This is a genomic window from Clostridium sp. (assembly GCF_050717515.1).
Taxonomy (GTDB): Bacteria; Bacillota; Clostridia; order Clostridiales; family Clostridiaceae; genus Clostridium_AD.
On the sequence record NZ_JBOITL010000021.1, the window covers coordinates 80,355 to 98,374 of the forward strand.

The 18,020-nt window shown below is 29.7% G+C and carries 19 protein-coding genes; 2 read left to right on the forward strand and 17 right to left on the reverse strand.

The genetic code is table 11. The annotated features are described in order from the left end of the window. Positions 1-63: 63 nt before the first annotated feature. A complete protein-coding gene (gene cysK, locus ACREV6_RS06410; protein WP_431577290.1) occupies positions 64-972 on the reverse strand; it encodes a cysteine synthase A in 909 nt (302 codons plus the stop codon). Between the two features lie 187 nt (positions 973-1,159). On the opposite strand from cysK, the gene ACREV6_RS06415 reads away from it, so the two are divergent. Further along, positions 1,160-1,348 (forward strand): hypothetical protein, encoded by a 189-nt coding sequence (locus tag ACREV6_RS06415; protein ID WP_431577178.1) that lies wholly within the window; start codon positions 1,160-1,162, stop codon positions 1,346-1,348. 47 nt (positions 1,349-1,395) lie between these two features. On the opposite strand, the gene ACREV6_RS06420 is transcribed toward ACREV6_RS06415, so the two are convergent. The 14 genes from ACREV6_RS06420 to ACREV6_RS06485 form a co-directional block, all read right to left on the reverse strand. Next, positions 1,396-3,411 (reverse strand): YgiQ family radical SAM protein, encoded by a 2,016-nt coding sequence (locus tag ACREV6_RS06420; protein ID WP_431577291.1) that lies wholly within the window; start codon positions 3,409-3,411, stop codon positions 1,396-1,398. 195 nt (positions 3,412-3,606) lie between these two features. Beyond that, complete coding sequence (locus tag ACREV6_RS06425) at positions 3,607-3,933, reverse strand: DUF192 domain-containing protein (protein WP_431577179.1); 327 nt, start codon at positions 3,931-3,933, stop codon at positions 3,607-3,609. A 10-nt stretch (positions 3,934-3,943) separates the two neighbouring features. Continuing rightward, a complete protein-coding gene (locus ACREV6_RS06430) occupies positions 3,944-4,855 on the reverse strand; it encodes a type II secretion system F family protein (protein WP_431577180.1) in 912 nt (303 codons plus the stop codon). Between the two features lie 33 nt (positions 4,856-4,888). After that, positions 4,889-5,851, reverse strand: a complete 963-nt coding sequence (locus ACREV6_RS06435) for a type II secretion system F family protein (protein WP_431577181.1) — start codon at positions 5,849-5,851, stop codon at positions 4,889-4,891. A gap of 45 nt (positions 5,852-5,896) precedes the next feature. Next, positions 5,897-7,225, reverse strand: coding sequence for a TadA family conjugal transfer-associated ATPase (locus ACREV6_RS06440; RefSeq protein ID WP_431577182.1), 1,329 nt, complete (start codon positions 7,223-7,225; stop codon positions 5,897-5,899). Positions 7,226-7,235: 10 nt separating this feature from the next. Further along, entirely contained in the window at positions 7,236-8,402 is a 1,167-nt protein-coding gene (locus ACREV6_RS06445; protein ID WP_431577183.1) for a CpaE/TadZ family protein, read from the reverse strand. A gap of 10 nt (positions 8,403-8,412) precedes the next feature. After that, positions 8,413-9,390 carry a Flp pilus assembly protein CpaB gene (gene cpaB / locus ACREV6_RS06450; RefSeq protein WP_431577184.1) on the reverse strand — a complete coding sequence of 326 codons (978 nt, stop codon included), beginning with the start codon at positions 9,388-9,390 and terminating at the stop codon, positions 8,413-8,415. Between the two features lie 33 nt (positions 9,391-9,423). Beyond that, the gene (locus ACREV6_RS06455) at positions 9,424-10,317 is read right to left on the reverse strand and encodes a TadE/TadG family type IV pilus assembly protein (RefSeq protein WP_431577185.1); all 894 of its coding nucleotides are present in this window, start codon (positions 10,315-10,317) and stop codon (positions 9,424-9,426) included. A gap of 34 nt (positions 10,318-10,351) precedes the next feature. Further along, the gene (locus ACREV6_RS06460; RefSeq protein ID WP_431577186.1) at positions 10,352-10,741 is read right to left on the reverse strand and encodes a TadE/TadG family type IV pilus assembly protein; all 390 of its coding nucleotides are present in this window, start codon (positions 10,739-10,741) and stop codon (positions 10,352-10,354) included. A 26-nt stretch (positions 10,742-10,767) separates the two neighbouring features. Beyond that, a complete protein-coding gene (locus ACREV6_RS06465; RefSeq protein ID WP_431577187.1) occupies positions 10,768-10,941 on the reverse strand; it encodes a Flp family type IVb pilin in 174 nt (57 codons plus the stop codon). Between the two features lie 183 nt (positions 10,942-11,124). Beyond that, positions 11,125-11,799: a response regulator gene (locus ACREV6_RS06470; RefSeq protein WP_431577188.1), complete on the reverse strand. Its 675-nt coding sequence runs from the start codon at positions 11,797-11,799 to the stop codon at positions 11,125-11,127. Continuing rightward, positions 11,780-12,961, reverse strand: a complete 1,182-nt coding sequence (locus tag ACREV6_RS06475) for a sensor histidine kinase (protein WP_431577189.1) — start codon at positions 12,959-12,961, stop codon at positions 11,780-11,782. The genes ACREV6_RS06470 and ACREV6_RS06475 overlap by 20 nt, the downstream gene beginning before the upstream one ends. Positions 12,962-13,169: 208 nt before the next feature. After that, positions 13,170-13,829: a prepilin peptidase gene (locus tag ACREV6_RS06480; RefSeq protein WP_431577190.1), complete on the reverse strand. Its 660-nt coding sequence runs from the start codon at positions 13,827-13,829 to the stop codon at positions 13,170-13,172. Positions 13,830-13,957: 128 nt separating this feature from the next. Then, positions 13,958-15,727 (reverse strand): methyl-accepting chemotaxis protein, encoded by a 1,770-nt coding sequence (locus ACREV6_RS06485; RefSeq protein WP_431577191.1) that lies wholly within the window; start codon positions 15,725-15,727, stop codon positions 13,958-13,960. Between the two features lie 220 nt (positions 15,728-15,947). Here ACREV6_RS06485 and ACREV6_RS06490 point away from each other — a divergent pair, with 220 nt between their 5' ends. Then, complete coding sequence (locus ACREV6_RS06490) at positions 15,948-16,325, forward strand: hypothetical protein (protein ID WP_431577192.1); 378 nt, start codon at positions 15,948-15,950, stop codon at positions 16,323-16,325. Positions 16,326-16,474: 149 nt separating this feature from the next. Here ACREV6_RS06490 and ACREV6_RS06495 read toward each other — a convergent pair whose 3' ends face one another. Further along, positions 16,475-16,786 carry a hypothetical protein gene (locus ACREV6_RS06495; RefSeq protein WP_431577193.1) on the reverse strand — a complete coding sequence of 104 codons (312 nt, stop codon included), beginning with the start codon at positions 16,784-16,786 and terminating at the stop codon, positions 16,475-16,477. 62 nt (positions 16,787-16,848) lie between these two features. Beyond that, positions 16,849-17,706 (reverse strand): DegV family protein, encoded by an 858-nt coding sequence (locus ACREV6_RS06500; RefSeq protein ID WP_431577194.1) that lies wholly within the window; start codon positions 17,704-17,706, stop codon positions 16,849-16,851. Positions 17,707-18,020: the final 314 nt, after the last annotated feature.

The window sequence follows — 18,020 nt, forward strand, 5'->3', positions numbered from 1 at the left end:
AAATCTATATTAGATTTTCGATAAAAAGATATCTGCATCTTAATTTTATGATTTCTGATTATCTTAGAACAAATCCATACTAAAATATCTTTCCGCTCTATCTGGCAGAATAGTCACTATATTTTTATCCACACCGTATTTCTCAGCCATTTTTTTTGCTGCCCATATATTGGCCCCAGAAGAGATTCCAACTAAAGCTCCTGCTACTCTTGCTATTTTTTTAGATGTCTCAATAGCATCTTCATCAGTAACCATTATTATATCATCAATCAATGAAACATCTAATACTTTTGGAATAAATCCATCCCCTATTCCTTGTATCTTGTGAAATCCGGGAGTATGCCCTAAAAGAGCAGAAACATTCTTTGGCTCTACTGCTGCAATTATGCATTTTGGGTTCTTATCTTTTAAAAATGAACCAATACCTTGAAGTGTTCCTCCACTACCTATGCCCGATATGAAAACATCTACATGGCCCTGAAGTTCACTCCATATTTCAACAGCAGTTGTATTATAATGAATTAGTGGATTATTAATGTTAGTAAATTGATTAGGCACGAAAATATTGGGATTACTCTTTAATTGTCTTTTAACTTCATTTAAAGCACCTTCAACATTTTCTGAGCTAGGAGTTAATATAAGTTCGCCTCCTAGTAACCTAATTATCTTCTTTCTTTCATCACTCATATTTTCAGGCATTACAATAACAACTTTATAACCCTTTTGAATTCCTACTAATGTTAAACCTATTCCCGTATTTCCTGAAGTAGCTTCCATTATTGTCATTCCACGCGCAAGTAATCCTTCCTTTTCTGCTTGCTCAATCATAAATTTTGCAATTCTGTCCTTTATGCTTCCCCCTGGATTAAGAAATTCAGCCTTAGCAAATATATTTGAATCATATAGCTTTTTTAAGCTTATAAGTGGTGTATTCCCAATTAAATTTAAAACACTATCAGTATACATTTTAATCACCTACTACGATTGTTTTATTAATATTATATTCACTAATAAATAAATGGTTAACTATTATTAAATTCTTTGCTTGTTTCACCTTGATAAATGTCGATAATGGCACTATAATTTAAATAGTAACATTTGATTTTTTTATCATTAAACAACGAAAGGAGTAGCTGCACTGCAGCTAATAAATAAAACTATGGAAGTACATGTATTTTTAAAAGGTAGTAAAGAAGCCGTTATTTATAAAGGCGACAGAATAGATGTTTTAGATTTTGAGATGAATAAAATTAAATATAAGCAAATTAGATATTTTCGAAAGGGTTTAAGCAAAAGCGAACTAGTAGAAGCAGAATGTATAAGCAAAATAGTTGAAGTTGAGTTATAAAAAACGTCTACATCCATAAAATGGATGTAGACGTTTTTTATAATTCACTATTTTCTTTTTTTGCCTCTTACCTTATTTTTATTATCTTGTCTACTTCCATGATTGGTCTTATTTTCAGTTATTGTGGGCTTATTTTTCTTTTTAAAATTTTTATCTATAGGTTTATCTCTAGTGCTACTTTTTATATTGTTTCCTTTATCTTTGCCTCTTATTTCTTTTGATTTTGGTTTTATGTTTGTGTTACTTAAATGTTCTTTATTTTTTTGCCCACGTGGTTTTACTAAACATTTAGGGCCATAACCAATAAGATCTTCTCTATTTGCTTCTATTAATGCTGAATATACTAAATCGTATTTCATAGGATCTTTGTATTGAAGTAATGCCCTTTGCATGGCTTTTTCATGCTTAGTTTTAGGTATATGAACTTCTTCAAGGGTATTTGGATCAAGTCCAGTATAAAACATAGTTGTTGATGGCGTTCCTGGAGTTGGATAAAAATCTTGAACTTGTTCAGGTTGATAATTAGTATCCCTAAGATATTCTGCAAGTTCTACCGCTGAACTCATGCTGCATCCTGGGTGACTAGACATTAAATAAGGAATAAGATATTGTTTTTTTTCTATTTTTTCAGTAGCCTTATAAAACTTTTCCCTGAATTTTTCATAGGTTTTACCTGCTGGTTTACTCATGAATTTTAAAACTTTATGAGAAACATGCTCTGGTGCAACCTTTAGTTGCCCACTTACATGATGTTTAATAAGCTCATTAAAAAAGGTTTCGTTTTTGTCTGCCATAATATAATCATAACGTAGCCCTGAACGCACAAAAACTTTTTTAATATTAGGCAATTCACGAAGTGACCTAAGCACATTTAAATACTCCATATGATCAACATTTAAATTTTTGCATGGGGCTGGATGTAAACACTGCTTATCCTTGCAAGCACCTACTTTTAATTGTTTATCACATGCTGGTCTCCTAAAATTAGCAGTAGGCCCTCCTACATCATGAATATATCCTTTAAAACCCTTTAATTTTGTAATTTCTATGGCTTCCTCTATTAATGAATTTTCACTTCTACTTTGAACAATTCTACCTTGATGAAAGGTTATAGCGCAGAAAGCACAGCTACCAAAACATCCTCTTGAACTAACTAAACTGAACTGAACTTCCTCTATAGCAGGTATTCCACCCATCTTTTCATAAATAGGATGATAATTTCTTTGATATGGCAAGCCATAAACAACATCTAATTCTTCTCTGGTAAGTGGCATTTCTGGCTTGTTTTGCACAAGATACTTATTTGTATGCTTTTGTACTATAATGCTACCCCTTATAGGATCTTGTTCATCATATTGTATTTTAAAAGCCTGTGCATATTTTTTCATATCATTGCAAACTTCTTTGTAGGATGCTATTTCAACATGATCACCGATATCCTCTATGTTCTCTGATACATAACAGGTTCCAAGCTCCTGCGTTATGTCTTTTATATCTATACCTTCATTTAATTTATTTGCAACATTAACAACTTGTTTTTCACCCATACCAAATATTAGCAAATCTGCCCCACTATCGATTAGCATAGACTTTCTTACCTTGTCACTCCAATAATCATAATGTGCAAACCGTCTTAAACTTGCTTCTATTCCTCCAATAATAAGAGGAATACCTTTATATGCTTCCCTTATTTTATTACAGTAAACTATTGTTGCTCTATCAGGCCGAAGACCCATCTTTGCACCAGGAGAATACAAATCTTTTTCTCTTATTTTTTTACTTACTGTATAATGATTAACCATAGAATCCATATTACCAGCATTAACTAGGAATCCTAGTCTTGGTTTGCCGAGTTTCTTAAAGTCTTCTGTATCTTTCCAATCAGGTTGAGCTATTATTCCCACTTTGTAGCCTTCATTTTCTAGAACTCTTGAAATAATTGCTGTTCCAAAACTATGATGATCTACATATGCATCACCAGTTACTATAATAAAATCTAATTCAGTCCAACCTCTATCTAAAATATCACTTTTACTAATAGGTAAATATTTATTATCTTTAATTACTTCCACCTTCTTTTGCTTTAATCGTAAATCACAATATATAATTCAAAATACAATTATAGCATTCTTTACGCTTTAATTCTTTAAAATAATAAATAAAAAAATTTAGTATTATGTTTTCATTTATTCATCAATTTTAATATCATAAGATTTTTTATTACAAGTAAGATAGTAAAACCGTAACCATGAACTGCCTTAAATATTAAGTACACTTCCTTCTTTAATATTACTAAATACACCTGCTTTAGATTCTATGACTATCCTAGATCCCATTACCTTAGTAACAATTTGTCCTGGCCTTAAATTTTCTATTTTTATAATAACTTGCATGTGTTCATTCAGAAATAAAACATCAATGTTAAACTTCATAAAAAATGTGTGGATGCCATTACATGGCGTTAGCATAATGGCCTCATAATGAGGTTTCTCCCTAAACATATACCCAAAGAGCCTTTTAGTATAGGAATCAGCTATGAATACATTAATTATTTTACTATCATTACATTCTAAAACTTTAATCACATCATCACCCCTAAATCATATTTAAAATTTTGATAACAGTTGGACCTAATATTATAATAAATATTGAAGGGAAAATAAAAAATATAAGTGGAAATAACATTTTAATAGGTGCTTTCATAGCTGCCTCTCTTGCCACTTGCTTTCTATGTTCTCTTAAGGCCTGAGACTCAATTCTTAAAACCTTGGATAGGCCAACACCTAAATCATCAGCTTGAATTAATGATGTAAGGAGTGTTGATAGTTCCTTTACTTCACACCTTTGGCTCATATTTTTAAGCGCTACTTTTCTTTGTATCCCCATTCGTGTTTCTTTAAGAGTTTTTGAAAATTCATCACATAACTCTCCACTTATATTTGCAATGACTCTTGACATGGCACCATCAAAAGACAATCCTGCCTCAACACTTACTGTAATCAAATCCAGTGTATAAGGCAATTCCCTTACAATCATTTTTTTTCTTTTATCGATTCTTTTTGAAAGGTAGAAATTAAAAATCGTGCTAATAAGTAGCATTATTAATAAAGCAATGGTAAGTGACTTTAAAAAATCAGCCACCATTATATAGCTTAATAAACCAAATAAAATTGAAAAAATTAGCATAATCATTATTCTAGTATATAGCCAATTTTCAGGGGTATTGCTTTTTAGTAATCCTGCCTTTTCTAATTTTTTCTTAAGCCGTGTAATTTTTTTACTTGGCGTTGCCTTCATGATAAATTGGCTTATTCTTTGATAAATTGGCATCAGTGCCCTTTTTGAAAAAGAACTCTTTTCAATATCCAATCTTTCATCCGTATCAATACCCTTTACTTGTTTTATTCTATATCCAATAGTCAACTTGCTTTTATTTAAAATGAGCATAGTTCCATAAAAAAACATAAATATAACTATAAAACAGACAAAAACTATAAAATATAGCAATGTTATCACCTCAATCATTATTTGTATTTTTCACTACATATCAATGTTAATAATTTTTTTGATGATAATCAAACCTATTATTTGATTTAAAACTGCAATAATTATCATGCCTATCCCAATGGGTGTAGTAAACAAAAGCATTATATATTCTCTATTAGATAAATAAATGGTAATACCTATGAAAAACGGGATAAGCATTACAATGATTCCAGATAGTCTTCCTTGCGCAGTCAAAGTTTTAAGTTCATTTTGGATTTTTTGACGCTCCCTTATAGTGCTGGATATATTATCCAATATCTCTGATAAGTTTCCTCCTATGTCCTTTTGAATTAATATAGCATTTACTATTAGTCTAAGATCTTCTGATTCCATTCTGTTTAGCATATTATTTAATGCAATTTCTTCTGTAATTCCCAAACTCATTTCCTTAAGCAACTTCTTAAACTCTTTTGCAAAAGGATTTTTTGTCTCTTCGGATACTGAAGCAATAGCTTGCAAAAAAGAATACCCTGCTTTAAGTGAGTTTGAAATAATCATTATACCTTCATTTAGCTGTTCATTAAAGGTCTTTACTCTTTCTTTTTTTCTACGAGAAATAATGAACTTAGGTATGTTCCAAATTATAACAAATATGAAAAATACAATAATAATATCCTTTGAAAGTGCATATGCTAAAATTGAAAAAGCTGTTGATGTAAGAATTTTTATCACTAATAGTTCTTCCACTGTTATAGGTATATCACTTTTCATTAGTTCAATTTCTAATTTTTTATCATGCTTTTCACTAAATTTCATATTAGGGATTAGATTTGATAATATTTTTAAAAGCCTTATTTTATCCTTGCTCTTATTTTCAATTTTTTCCTTTATTACATAATCATCCTCGTAGTATTTTAGTTTATCTATGGATTTTTCCTTATAAAACATAATTATTAGTAGTCCACTTATCAGCGCCCAAACAAGGAAAAACAAGAGCAATATTACAATATATATCATTTTAATCACATCCACTTTTTATTTTTAGTGAAGAATTAGAAATTATTAGTAAAAGATACCCTGTGGTATATTAATACCTCTTTCTTTGAATTTTTCAAGAAACTTTGGCATGATACCTGTAAAAACGTATTCTCCTTTAACTTTTCCTTTATTATCTAGTCCCTTTTGTTCAAACTTAAAAATGTCCTGAAGGATTATAACATCGCCTTCCATACCTTGAACTTCAGTTATATGGGTTATTCTTCTACTACCATCCATAAGTCTTGACTGTTGGATAATTAAATCAATTGCCGATGCGGTTTGATCTCTAATTGCTTTAATAGGTAGACTCATTCCTGACATAAGTACCATAGTTTCAAGTCTTGATAACATATCTCGTGGAGAATTTGCATGACCAGTTGTTAAGGAGCCATCATGACCAGTATTCATAGCCTGAAGCATATCTAAGGTTTCTCCTGATCGTACTTCTCCTATAATTATCCTGTCAGGTCTCATTCTAAGACTATTTTTAACTAAATCTCTTATACTTACTTCCCCTTTTCCTTCAATATTAGAAGGCCTTGTCTCAAGTCTTACAACATGTATTTGAGATAGTTGTAGCTCCGCTGCATCCTCTATGGTAACAATACGTTCTGATTCAGGGATAAAAGAAGAAAGTACATTTAAAGTGGTAGTTTTTCCGCTACCAGTCCCTCCTGAAACAACAATATTTAACCGCCCTTCAACGCAATATTTAAGAAGCTCTGCCATCTTTGTGCTCAAGGTTCCAAAATTTATTAAATCCTCTACTTTAAAAGGATCTTCAGCAAATTTTCTTATGGTAATTGATGGCCCGTCAATAGCTAGTGGAGGTATAATAGCATTTACTCTAGATCCATTGGGCAGCCTTGCATCAACCATAGGAGAACTCTCATCTATTCTTCTACCAATAGGAGCTACAATTTTTTTAATAACATGCATCACATGATTATCATTTTTAAATTTAGCATCTGTAAGCACTAGTTTTCCTTCTTGCTCAATATACACATGACTAGGACCATTAACCATAATTTCTGTTACACTTTTATCCGCAAGCAAGGCCGTAATAGGACCAAACCCAATAATTTCATCCAGTAGTTCTTCCTTTATTTTTTTCTTTTGATTTGTTGTCATGTTTAGAGATTCTTGTTCAATATGTTTCATCACAATATAATTTATTTCTTCCCTTAATTCTTCATTTTGGTCCGAGATATCATTAAAATCTATATCAAGTTCTTCTATTACCCTATTTTGAATTTTTAACTTTAATTCAAAATAAGGATCTACTTCTTTTTCATTAGATTTATTGCATTTTTTATCTACATTTATCTCTTCTAATCTCTTTATAAGAGACATACCATCACCTCTATATTGCTAATTCACTACACATTATAGCAATAGCTTTTCCTATTTTGAGCTTATCGTATTTATGACTATCACAAAAAGGCTGTCCTTTATTAACTGAAATGCTAACTGTATTTTGCTCCTCTGGAATCCAAGCAAAAATAGTATCTCTAAAAGCGCCTTCTACTTCTGACTTGTTTATTCCGTATTTAGCCGTAAATTTATTAATGATTAATTTTACCTTGTTTTCATCATACCCAAGCGATTGCATAACTCCCAGACCTAATTTAGTGTTTTTAAGAGCAACGATTTCCATAGTAGTAACAAATAGCACTATTTCTGAAATATCTAATATATAAAGTGTGCTATCATTAAAATTAACGCCGGTATCAATAATAATCACATCATACTGATTTAGCAGAACTTTCATCATTTTTTCAATACTATCTTTATCAATATACTCCGCTGCTTCAGGTTTTGTGGGAGCAAATAGGATGTGAAGATTTTCATTGAATCCATATAAGTAAGGTTTTATATTTTCGTAACAATCAAATTGTCCATCCTCTATAACATCAAGAATGGTTTTTTGCGCATATTGATTCACCAGCATTGATATATCGCCAAATTGCAAATCCAAATCTATTAGTAGCGTTTTCTTATGATACTCTTTGCTTACAGTCACAGCACTATTTAGCGCTAAAACAGATTTTCCCACTCCTCCTTTGGAACTAAAAAAGGTTATGACTTTTGCATTACTTTGCTTTGCATTACTCTGCCCTTCTCCAAAGTAGGCGTCCTTCACAACCTTATCCTTATACTTTTCATAGGTATTAATTATAGTATTAACTAAAACCTCGTAGTTAAAAGGCTTAATAATGTATTCTTTTGCTCCGTGGAACATAGCTTTTTTTAAATATTCACTTTCAGCTTGAACAGACATAATAATTACTGTAACTGAGGGAAATAGATTTGTAATTTTCTCTGTAGCCTCAAGCCCATTAAGTATAGGCATATTAATATCCATTAATACAATATCGGGCTTTACCTTAGTGAGAAGTTCTAAAACCTCCTCTCCGTTGCCTGCTTCACCAACAATTTCAAAGAATTCATTCTCAAAATCTAATATTTTCTTTATTACATTTCTTGTCTCTTCTATATCGTCTGCTATTATTATTTTGATTTTACTCATAAATTCACCCCTATTTCTCTAGTGCCGGGATTTTAATGCCTGTTCCAGCCTTAATTAGATTTTCCTCCCAAATTCCGTTAGCTTGTTTTATTAATACATATTTTTCTGGATCTCCATAAAAAGCTTTACTTATTTTTCTTAAAGTGTCACCTTGTTTTATAACATAATAAACATATTTTTCATACTTATAATCACCTACATCGACTTTAGCTACTTCTGCTGGTTTTGCCTTATATTCTGGAAATAAATTCTTCATTTCCTTAGAATCATCCAAAATAAGATCTTGCCAAATTGCACCTTCTGTTTTGTGTATATAATCTGGGATTAAAGGCCGTAAAATTAGTTTTAACTGACCAATATCTTCTGCCAGTGTTAATTTTTCTATATCAAAAATTGGCACAGATAATGTTACTAGGTAATTAGTAGGCACTACTACTCTTTGCGAGTCATCTCTATTAAGTGATTTATCTATGGCTATAACTTGAATATTTTGAAGTAGGATTCTTGACAAATCCGGTCTAATAATCTTTTGACTATCTTTCTTCTCTGATAAATACACAATTATGTCAACAAAATCCCCCTGTTTAATAAGGTCTGACACTCCTGTACTTCCATTAACATTTATAGAAATCCCTCTATTATTACCTGCTATTTTTAAACTCAATTCATTCTTAAGTTCATTAATCAGCTTATCTTTATGGAAACCCTCATCTTTTAAAATAGTTTCCTTTGAATATTTGCCAACAATATTAGAAGATTCCACAATATAATCTTTGAATATTGCATTGTCAGGCACTTGAATTTCTTTTACCATTTTTTTAGATATTACAGTTCTTGCCGCTATTGTTTCATTAGCAACTAAAATAGTTTTTTCTTTAAGGGATATGTCTGGTGTTTTTACAGATTTTAAATATATAAATATAGCTATGCTACTTACTACTGCCAACATGAATGATATCAGTATTAATCGTTTTCCTGTATTTTTCATAAAAACACCACCCATATTTTTTACTTTTAAGTCTTATTTTACAAGTTTGGATCCATAGATGCCAGTATCACTTAGCGTCATGTCAATCTCGCCATTTGTTACATATCTAATAAAACGTCCCTGGATTTCGATTTTTCCTGAGTTTTTTGTAATTGTTTCAACATAAAATTCTCCGAACCCAACTATTGATACTTCTTTTCTTCCATTAACGTCTAGCGAATCCACTAAAGGCATTGTCCATAATCTAATAGAATTTCTTTTGAAATTATTAAAACTACTATATTCTGAATTAATATAATTTTTGATTTCATTAGTAGCTCCTGCCATGTTACCGGGTTCAGTATCTATCATATCACCCACTGTTAATGTACCATTATAACCATAAAGTGCGTTTGATTTGAATAGATTCGCACCAGTACCTCCCAATGCAACTGCACCATAATTTCCATGATAGCCATCACCAGCACCTTCTTTGAGTGTTACCACATCCCCATAAGAAAACTCAAATACCTCAACTGCAAAGGGTCTAACACCAGATTTTACAGATTTTACAGGTGCTATAATTGCTTTTGTAATTGCATTTATATTACTGCTATTTATTCCTAGAATAGGTGCAAAAATATGATTCACATTTTTTATTCCCTGCATTTGTATGCTTTTATTATTATCACTTATAGTAATTGTAACTTTGCTTGGATCAACATTATTCTTTTGAAGGTATTCTATAGCAACATTTCTTGCTTTATTATCATCCATAGGTAGTTCTAGACTTGCCGCCAGAACTGCTGAATCAATAGCATTAGATAATTTAACTTTTTCTACATAAACTAAACCAATATCTATCACAAAAGCTGTAAACCCCAAAAGTGCTGTAAAAACTAAACATAATATAATAGCAACATTTCCTTTATTATCTAATTTTAGCATTATACCATCTCCTGCAGAGCTTCCAACTCAACACTCATTCTATCCTCATGGATGTTTGCGCCTTTAACACCACCACATTATGAAGAATATTACTTATTATAGGAATAATTACATGGTAATTATATATAACCTCTACTGTAAGGGTATCACCAGAACTTCTCATTCCTTCTAATGGCGTTATGTTTACTATTAGATTCTCACTGTCTAAATTAGGAGAAATGTTGTTAATCAATTCTTTGATTTCAATATTAGAACCAGAAACTATACCAAGCCTAGCACCTTCTCTAGCTGAATTGTGGATGGTTAGATATGAGTTTAGCATTATGCCAAATTCTAAAATTCCCATCAATAGTAACAATAACAAAGGGAGCAAAATTGCAAACTCTACAAGGGATTGTCCTTTTTCATTTCTTAACCTCTTCATACTGGCCACCTCTGTTATGTTTGATATTATAGTACGTTAGTGATAGCTTCGAATTTAGCTTTAATATCACCTCCAAGCAATGTTACTGCAGCAATTACAACTACAGCTATAAGTCCAACTAATAATGCATATTCAACCATTCCTTGTCCTTCTTCTTCTCTAACCTTTGATGATACATAATTCATAAAATATCTTAGCATAATAATTCCTCCTCTTATTTGTTATATTTGATTTATTTTAAACTTTGTTCTTTTATTAAGCTCATTATATTCCTAAATAGAAAGACATATAAGATACTAAAAGTCACATTCTATAGGTATAAAAGTCAATAAAAAATAGGGACATTAGTCCCTATTTTTTATTGAAAAAAGTCCCTATTTGAATTATTCTTGAAACTTAGATTCATAATACATCTGAATGTGCTCTTCTAGTGCAAAAATAGTGGCATGAACACGATCATGTGCTCCTATTTTTCTAAACAAAGTTGTGGCATAGTTCTTTACTGTTTTTTCTGATAAAAACAGACGTTCTCCAATATCTTTATTACTTAATCCTTTTGAAATATATAATAAAACTTCAATTTCTCTTTTTGATAAGGAATCTAAAACACACTGCTTTTTTTTATCTTTTAATTTAAATCCCGAAAACAGAATAGAAACTAGTGATTTATCAATATATTTGTCTCCATCATACACTGTTCTGATGGCCTCCACAATTTCTGTGCCTGCAGACTCTTTAAGTACATATCCATCTGCTCCTTTGTTAATAGCATCTAGAATAAAAGTCCTGTCATTTTCAACTGTAAGCATGATTATTTTTATACTGTTTAATTTTTCCTTTGACTTTTGGAGCACTTCAAGCCCATCCATTAAAGGCATTTTCATATCTAACAATATGACATCAGGTTCACAATTATTTAACATATCAAGCACCTTCTCACCATTTTCAGCCTCTCCAACTATAATTATATCATCCTCGAAACTAATTATTCTCTTTAATCCTTGTCTAATGAGATCGTGGTCATCTGCTATTAATACTTTAATGTCCTCTTTTTTCATCTCTAATCACCTCTCGATTAACTGGAAGCAACACATTATAAACGCATCCTGCTTCCGCCCGCGATTCTATATGAATTTGGCCTTGTAATTGGTTTACTCTATCCAATATACCAATAAGTCCATAAGAAGTTCCTTTGGTTTTTACTTTTTTTAAAGTTTCTTCCACATCAAAACCAATACCGTCATCTGATATGAGTAGCCTTAAATATTTTGTACCAAAATCTAATTTGACCTCCACATGATTTGCTTTGGAATGTTTTTTTATATTATTGAAAATTTCCTGAAGAATACGAAACACCGCTACTTGAATAATGGATTCCACCTCTGTGTCCATAGGTTTTAATTTTAAATTAATATCCATACTAAACTCTTCTGAAATAGATTTTACAGCTTGTTCAATTGTTTTGTTTAATCCTAAATCATCTAATGTCATAGGTCTTAAATCAAAAATAATACTTCTAACTTCTTTTAAAGCCACTTTTACACTTTCTTTTAAATCAGATAATTCTTTAAGTCCTTCATCTAAATCCTTTTGAATAACCTTTTTACAAATATCTGCTTTCATAATAATATTAGCAATATGTTGTGCAGGTCCATCATGAATATCCCTTGATATTCTTTTTCGTTCATTTTCTTGTGCTTCTAATATTTTTATTCCTATAAACATATCAGAACTTTTATCAGCGCCTTCTAAAACTGAAAGAATGTCCCCCTCTAAATATCCCATAGCAATACTTATTTGGTTAATTACTTTTTCTGAATTATCTATATTCTTTATAGATTTTTTTAAAACTATTTCTAATGCATCTCTTTTTTCTCTAAGTTGCCTTTCATCATTTTGCTTGATAATAAACTTTACTCTAATATCCGAAGCACTTTCATATACAGATTTAATTTCACCTTCATTATATGAGTTGAATTTTTTTGAAACCTCCACTAGTTTTTTGCGCATAAGTTTATCCTGTGCTTCAAGTGAATCAACTTCATTAATAACTTTATCTATATTTACTCTGATTAACAAAAGCTCTGATTTTTGATTTTCATACTCTATTCTTACGTTATCAATTATTTCAAGAATTTGTTCGCGGCTATTGCTTATTTGCTGAATTATTTTTTTTATAATATCATTAATATTACCAATATCTATGGTTAAATTATTCATTATTATATCACCTTCTTATATTGATTTTTTAATAATAAATAAAATTTTTATATTGTATCTTTTTATTATTTTTAAAAAATAACAAGAGATATTTTATCTACAATACATATATCGTCTAATATCTACATTTCCTAAGGGCAATTAACACTTTAAATATGTTTTTATTTTCTTAAGTATTATTAAATTAAAAATTACATAATATTAACAATCATATAATATTTAAAAAATGGAAAGCTATAAAGCTCCCTAGTGCTAAAAATGGAGCAAAAGGTATATGATCTTTTCTTTTTTTTATTTTAAAAAGCAATAATAATACGCTTATTATTGCGGCTATAAAAAAAGCTAAAAACAGTGCAAATAAAACTCCTTTTGCTCCCAAAAATATTCCAAGCACAAACATTAATTTGATATCTCCTCCCCCGAGTGAACCAGGTACAAGTGCTAAAATAAGAAGTAATCCCCCTCCAAGTAACATTCCCAATATTGAATTCATAAAAGAAATATTATCAATAAATGAAAAAAGAGTACCCATTACTAATGTAAAAACAATTAATTTATTGGGAATAATCTGATGTTCAATATCAATAAAAGAAATAACAATCAGTATAGAATCTAAAATTAAGGCTTTAATAAAAATAATATTTAATCCAATTTGTAAAAAGGAAATTAAAAATAATAAGCCACTAATTAAAATCACTATAATATTTTTGCTTGTAAATTTAGTGTGATTTTCAAGCTTTTTCGAATCCTTAATATTAATATATTTTTCATTATTTTCTCTATTAGCAACTATGCTGGAAATTTTTTTTATAAGAATACTTAAAAAACGCCCAACTAAGAGCCCACAAAAAAAAACCACTATAGCCATATTCCCACCCCTTTGTATCTTTTAAAAATTTATACTTTTATGCCTTCATATTTCTTATCTGCTAGTCATAGTTGTATTTTTACATAAAAAATAGTATATAAATTTATTATATACTATTTTAACTATTTTCAATTAGAAAGTTTGAATTTATTAATCTGTTCGTTCATTTTAACTGCCATAGTGCTAAGTAACTGCGAGGAACAAGAAACTTCATCGGCTGCTGCGGTCATTTCCTCCGAGGATGCGGTTATTTGTTGAGATAATTCTGAATTCTCTTTTGATATCAAATTTACTTTATCCACCTTTACAATTAGCTCGTCTTGTTCAGAGCTTAATCCTATTATCCTCTCATTGATATATTTAATCTTAGGTTGTATATCTCCTACTGCATTTGCAATCTTTTTAAAAGAACTAACAGTGTTGTCATAAGCTTCATTCTGAATTTTCAAATGGCCATTTACTTTCTGTGTAATATTAACTACGTTGTCTGCTCCTAAGGAAATATCTTCCACTAAGATATTAATTTCTTTTGATGAATCTTTAGATTGCTCAGCAAGGCCTCTTATTGCCTCAGCAACAATAGCAAACCCTTTACCAGCATCACCTGCCCTCGCAGCTTCTATTGCTGCATTTAGTGCTAGTAAGTTTGTTTTATCTGATATAGATTTAATCATATTTGATATGCTGTTTATTTGTTGAATCTTCTTACTTAAAATAGCTATTTCACTATTAACACTGTTAAAAGAACTATTTATACTTCCCATAGCTACCATCAAAGTTCTAATTTCTTCATTTCCTTTCTCAGCTATGTTTTCTGTTGTTTTTGAATCATTTCCCAATTGTTCCATATAAGTTAAAATACTAGCTATCTCATGCCTTAATTTAATTATTGTTTCATCTATATTTAATAAATTTCCACTCTGTGATATAGAACCCTCAGCAACACTCTCCATAGATGTAGCAATTTGCTTTGAAGCCAAGTTCATTTCCTGTGATACTTGGTTTAAACTATAAGATTGTTCAACTATACAGTCTGAATTCTCTGTTACCGATTTTAATGTACTTGACACATTATCAATCATTTTAGCTAAAGATTTTTTCATTATACCAAATTCATTATTATCACTAATATTTATATTTGCTGTAAAATCACCCTGAGATATAAAATTCAATTCTTCTATAAGTTCCTTTAATGAATGTTTAATAATTTTTATAATACTAATAGATAATGCGGTTAGTATAAAAATTGCTGCTATGTTAATAATATAAAGCATCTTAACTCCATCTTTATATATTTTGCTACTATTTATTTTTAATTTTTCCGCAGCTAATTTATTATATTTTATGAGACCATCAATAGACGTAATTATGTTTTTTTCTAAAGTATTAATTTTAATAACCTCCAAGGTTAAAGCTGCATTTCCTTCTTTTTTCTTAATTTTAATATCTTCCCACATCAACATGTAATCATTGTAATTTTTTTTGATTTTTTCCATATGCTCTGTCTGATACTTGTCACCGCTTGATTTTTTATACTGTTCTAATATTCCTTTTATTTGACCATCACTAGCTTTTATATCCTTTTCGAATTTGTAATACAATGGGCTTTCTATTCCTCTTGATACATTATTGCGTATTGTTAAAAAATTATTATTAATTTCTCCAATATTTATTATTGAGACTAATTGGTCATTGTAAATTATATCAGTATTATTGTTTACTTTTTTTACAGTTATTTGGCCTATAGTGCCAACTAAACCTAAAAATATAACTGATAATATTAAAATAATAAGTATTAAATTAATCAATTTAATACTATGCGATTTTGTTTTACCTTTAGTTCTCTGTTTTTTGGTATTTGTAGACTTTTTGTCGTTAATTTTATTGACTTTTTTCATATATTTCCCCCCATAATTTAACGTTTAAGCTTCTATTTGTATTATACTAAATAAATCAAATTAGTGCAATCGTTTGCACTAATTTGATTAGTCAATTTTATTTAATAACATTTTTTATTATTTTACATATACTAAAATTATAAGAAATTTTTATTAATGAATACAAATACTTAAGTATTATTTTTACCTTCCTTTAGAGTAATAAAGAAGGAGAAAGTCTATGATAAAACTATTAAAAAATGAAAATATGATAATGGGTGAAGAAGCAGTAACAAGTAATAGCAGCAATATTATACAAGATTTTAAAATGAATATTCATGATGGAAGAGGATTTTATGAAACGGGAATCAAGAATACCTTTTGGTCAACGCTAATTATTACAGCTAAAATTTTTCAGCCTCAAAATGGAATTTGGACAATTATAATTAAAGATAAAGCTAATAAAAATCTAGTGGTTTATAAAAATTGTCATATGTTGCACGATAGTGAAATTTCATTTAGCTATAAAACGGGATTAAAAATAAATTTTTTAATTGAAGCTACTTGGACACAACCTGAAGATACAATTCTAATTGGAGAATTATCCATAAAGTACTAGTTCAACTATATTTAAAGATAAAATTATTTAATTGTATCCTATTATTTTTTATAATATAATTAATTAAATTAGAATAAATTGATGCAAAAAAAAACCCATTAATTTTAATAGGTTTCTCTTTTATATACATTTTGTAATTAATTATAGAATTAAACTTCTTCATTGACTTTTCCTAATAACACAAAAAAATCTTCTTCATTTTTTCGTTCTAAATATGTGTCTATAAGTGCCTGAGTAGACATTTTGCTTAGGCCTTTATATCCATTATCTAATATATCCGTTAAAACATTCATAAAATAATCTTTGCTTTTATCTATATCCTTAAGCATCTTGCAGGATATATCCTGTATTAATTCTTCTTTTATACTTTCTCGTAGTCTTTCTGTATATTCCTTCATAAATATTTGTGTTTCTTCAGGGTATGCAGAAAAATCTCCTGACATTATATCTTGAATATTCATTATGGACACTCCTTAGCAATTTCAGTTTTTTAAACATATTTTTATTATAAAACAGATATTATTTAATTTTTAGTAGGCGCTTCCTTTACTATAATAATTCCAAGTAATCCAGGTCCTGTATGAACTCCAGCCACTGGACTTATTTCTCCAAAGGATAATCTCGTAATATTTGGAAGAGCTGCAATTGTTTCAGAAAAGGACTTTACTTCTTCATAAGCGCCACCATGCATAACCCATATTTTACAAGGAGTAATTTCAAGGGCTTCTCTTGCTATATCTACAAGCTTGCTTATGGCTTTCTTTTTCCCCTTTGACTTTGCATAAGTATAGTACACGCCATCACTATTAATTGAAATTATAGGTTTTATATTTAATATTTCACCTATAGTCCCAGAAACTTTTCCGATTCTACCGCCCTTGATTAGATATTTAAGCGTATCCACTGCATAATAAACAGTGATTCTACTTCGTATTTCTGGAAGAGCTTCTACAATTTGAGCAAAGCTTTTTCCAATTTTTATCATCTCACCACATTCTTCAACAATTGCGGCTTCACCAATAGTTAGTGATTTAGAATCAAAAACGCAGGTTTCTATAGATGGGTGATTTTCACTTGCTAATCTCAATGTATTATAGGTACCTGATAAATTCGAAGATATTATCACTGCTATGGCATGCGTATAGCCTTCTTCTTCAAGCTTTAAATACATGTCTTCCATGTCTTGCATTGAAGGTAATGAAGTTGAGGGGATTTCATGTACAAAATTATCATAAACCTCTTTTGGGGTAATAGTTACTCTGTCAATATACTCTCTGTCTTTATATATTATTCTTAGAGGCAGTACTTTTAAATCGTACCTTTCAATCATTTCTTTATCAACATCGGAAGTACTGTCAGTAATAAGTGCAATCTTGCTCATTTTAACATCACCTTTCTACAATGAAAAATTTTAACTACCTATAAGCTATTAAATAAACTAGAGCAAAATACCGTAATCTTTGAATCATTTACTAGTTAACAATATTATATCCTTATATGCCTATAATTAAAACAATTTTATTACTTCAACTTCCAGTAGTACTTCATTAACTATGTGTCCAAGTTCTGAACCTACACTATTAAACCCTCAATATACTTGACAATTTAAAATTATTCCACCACTAGTTTTTTTTGCAAATGCATAGTCACATAATTTTAAAATCCTAAACATATACTTCTTATAGATATAAATGA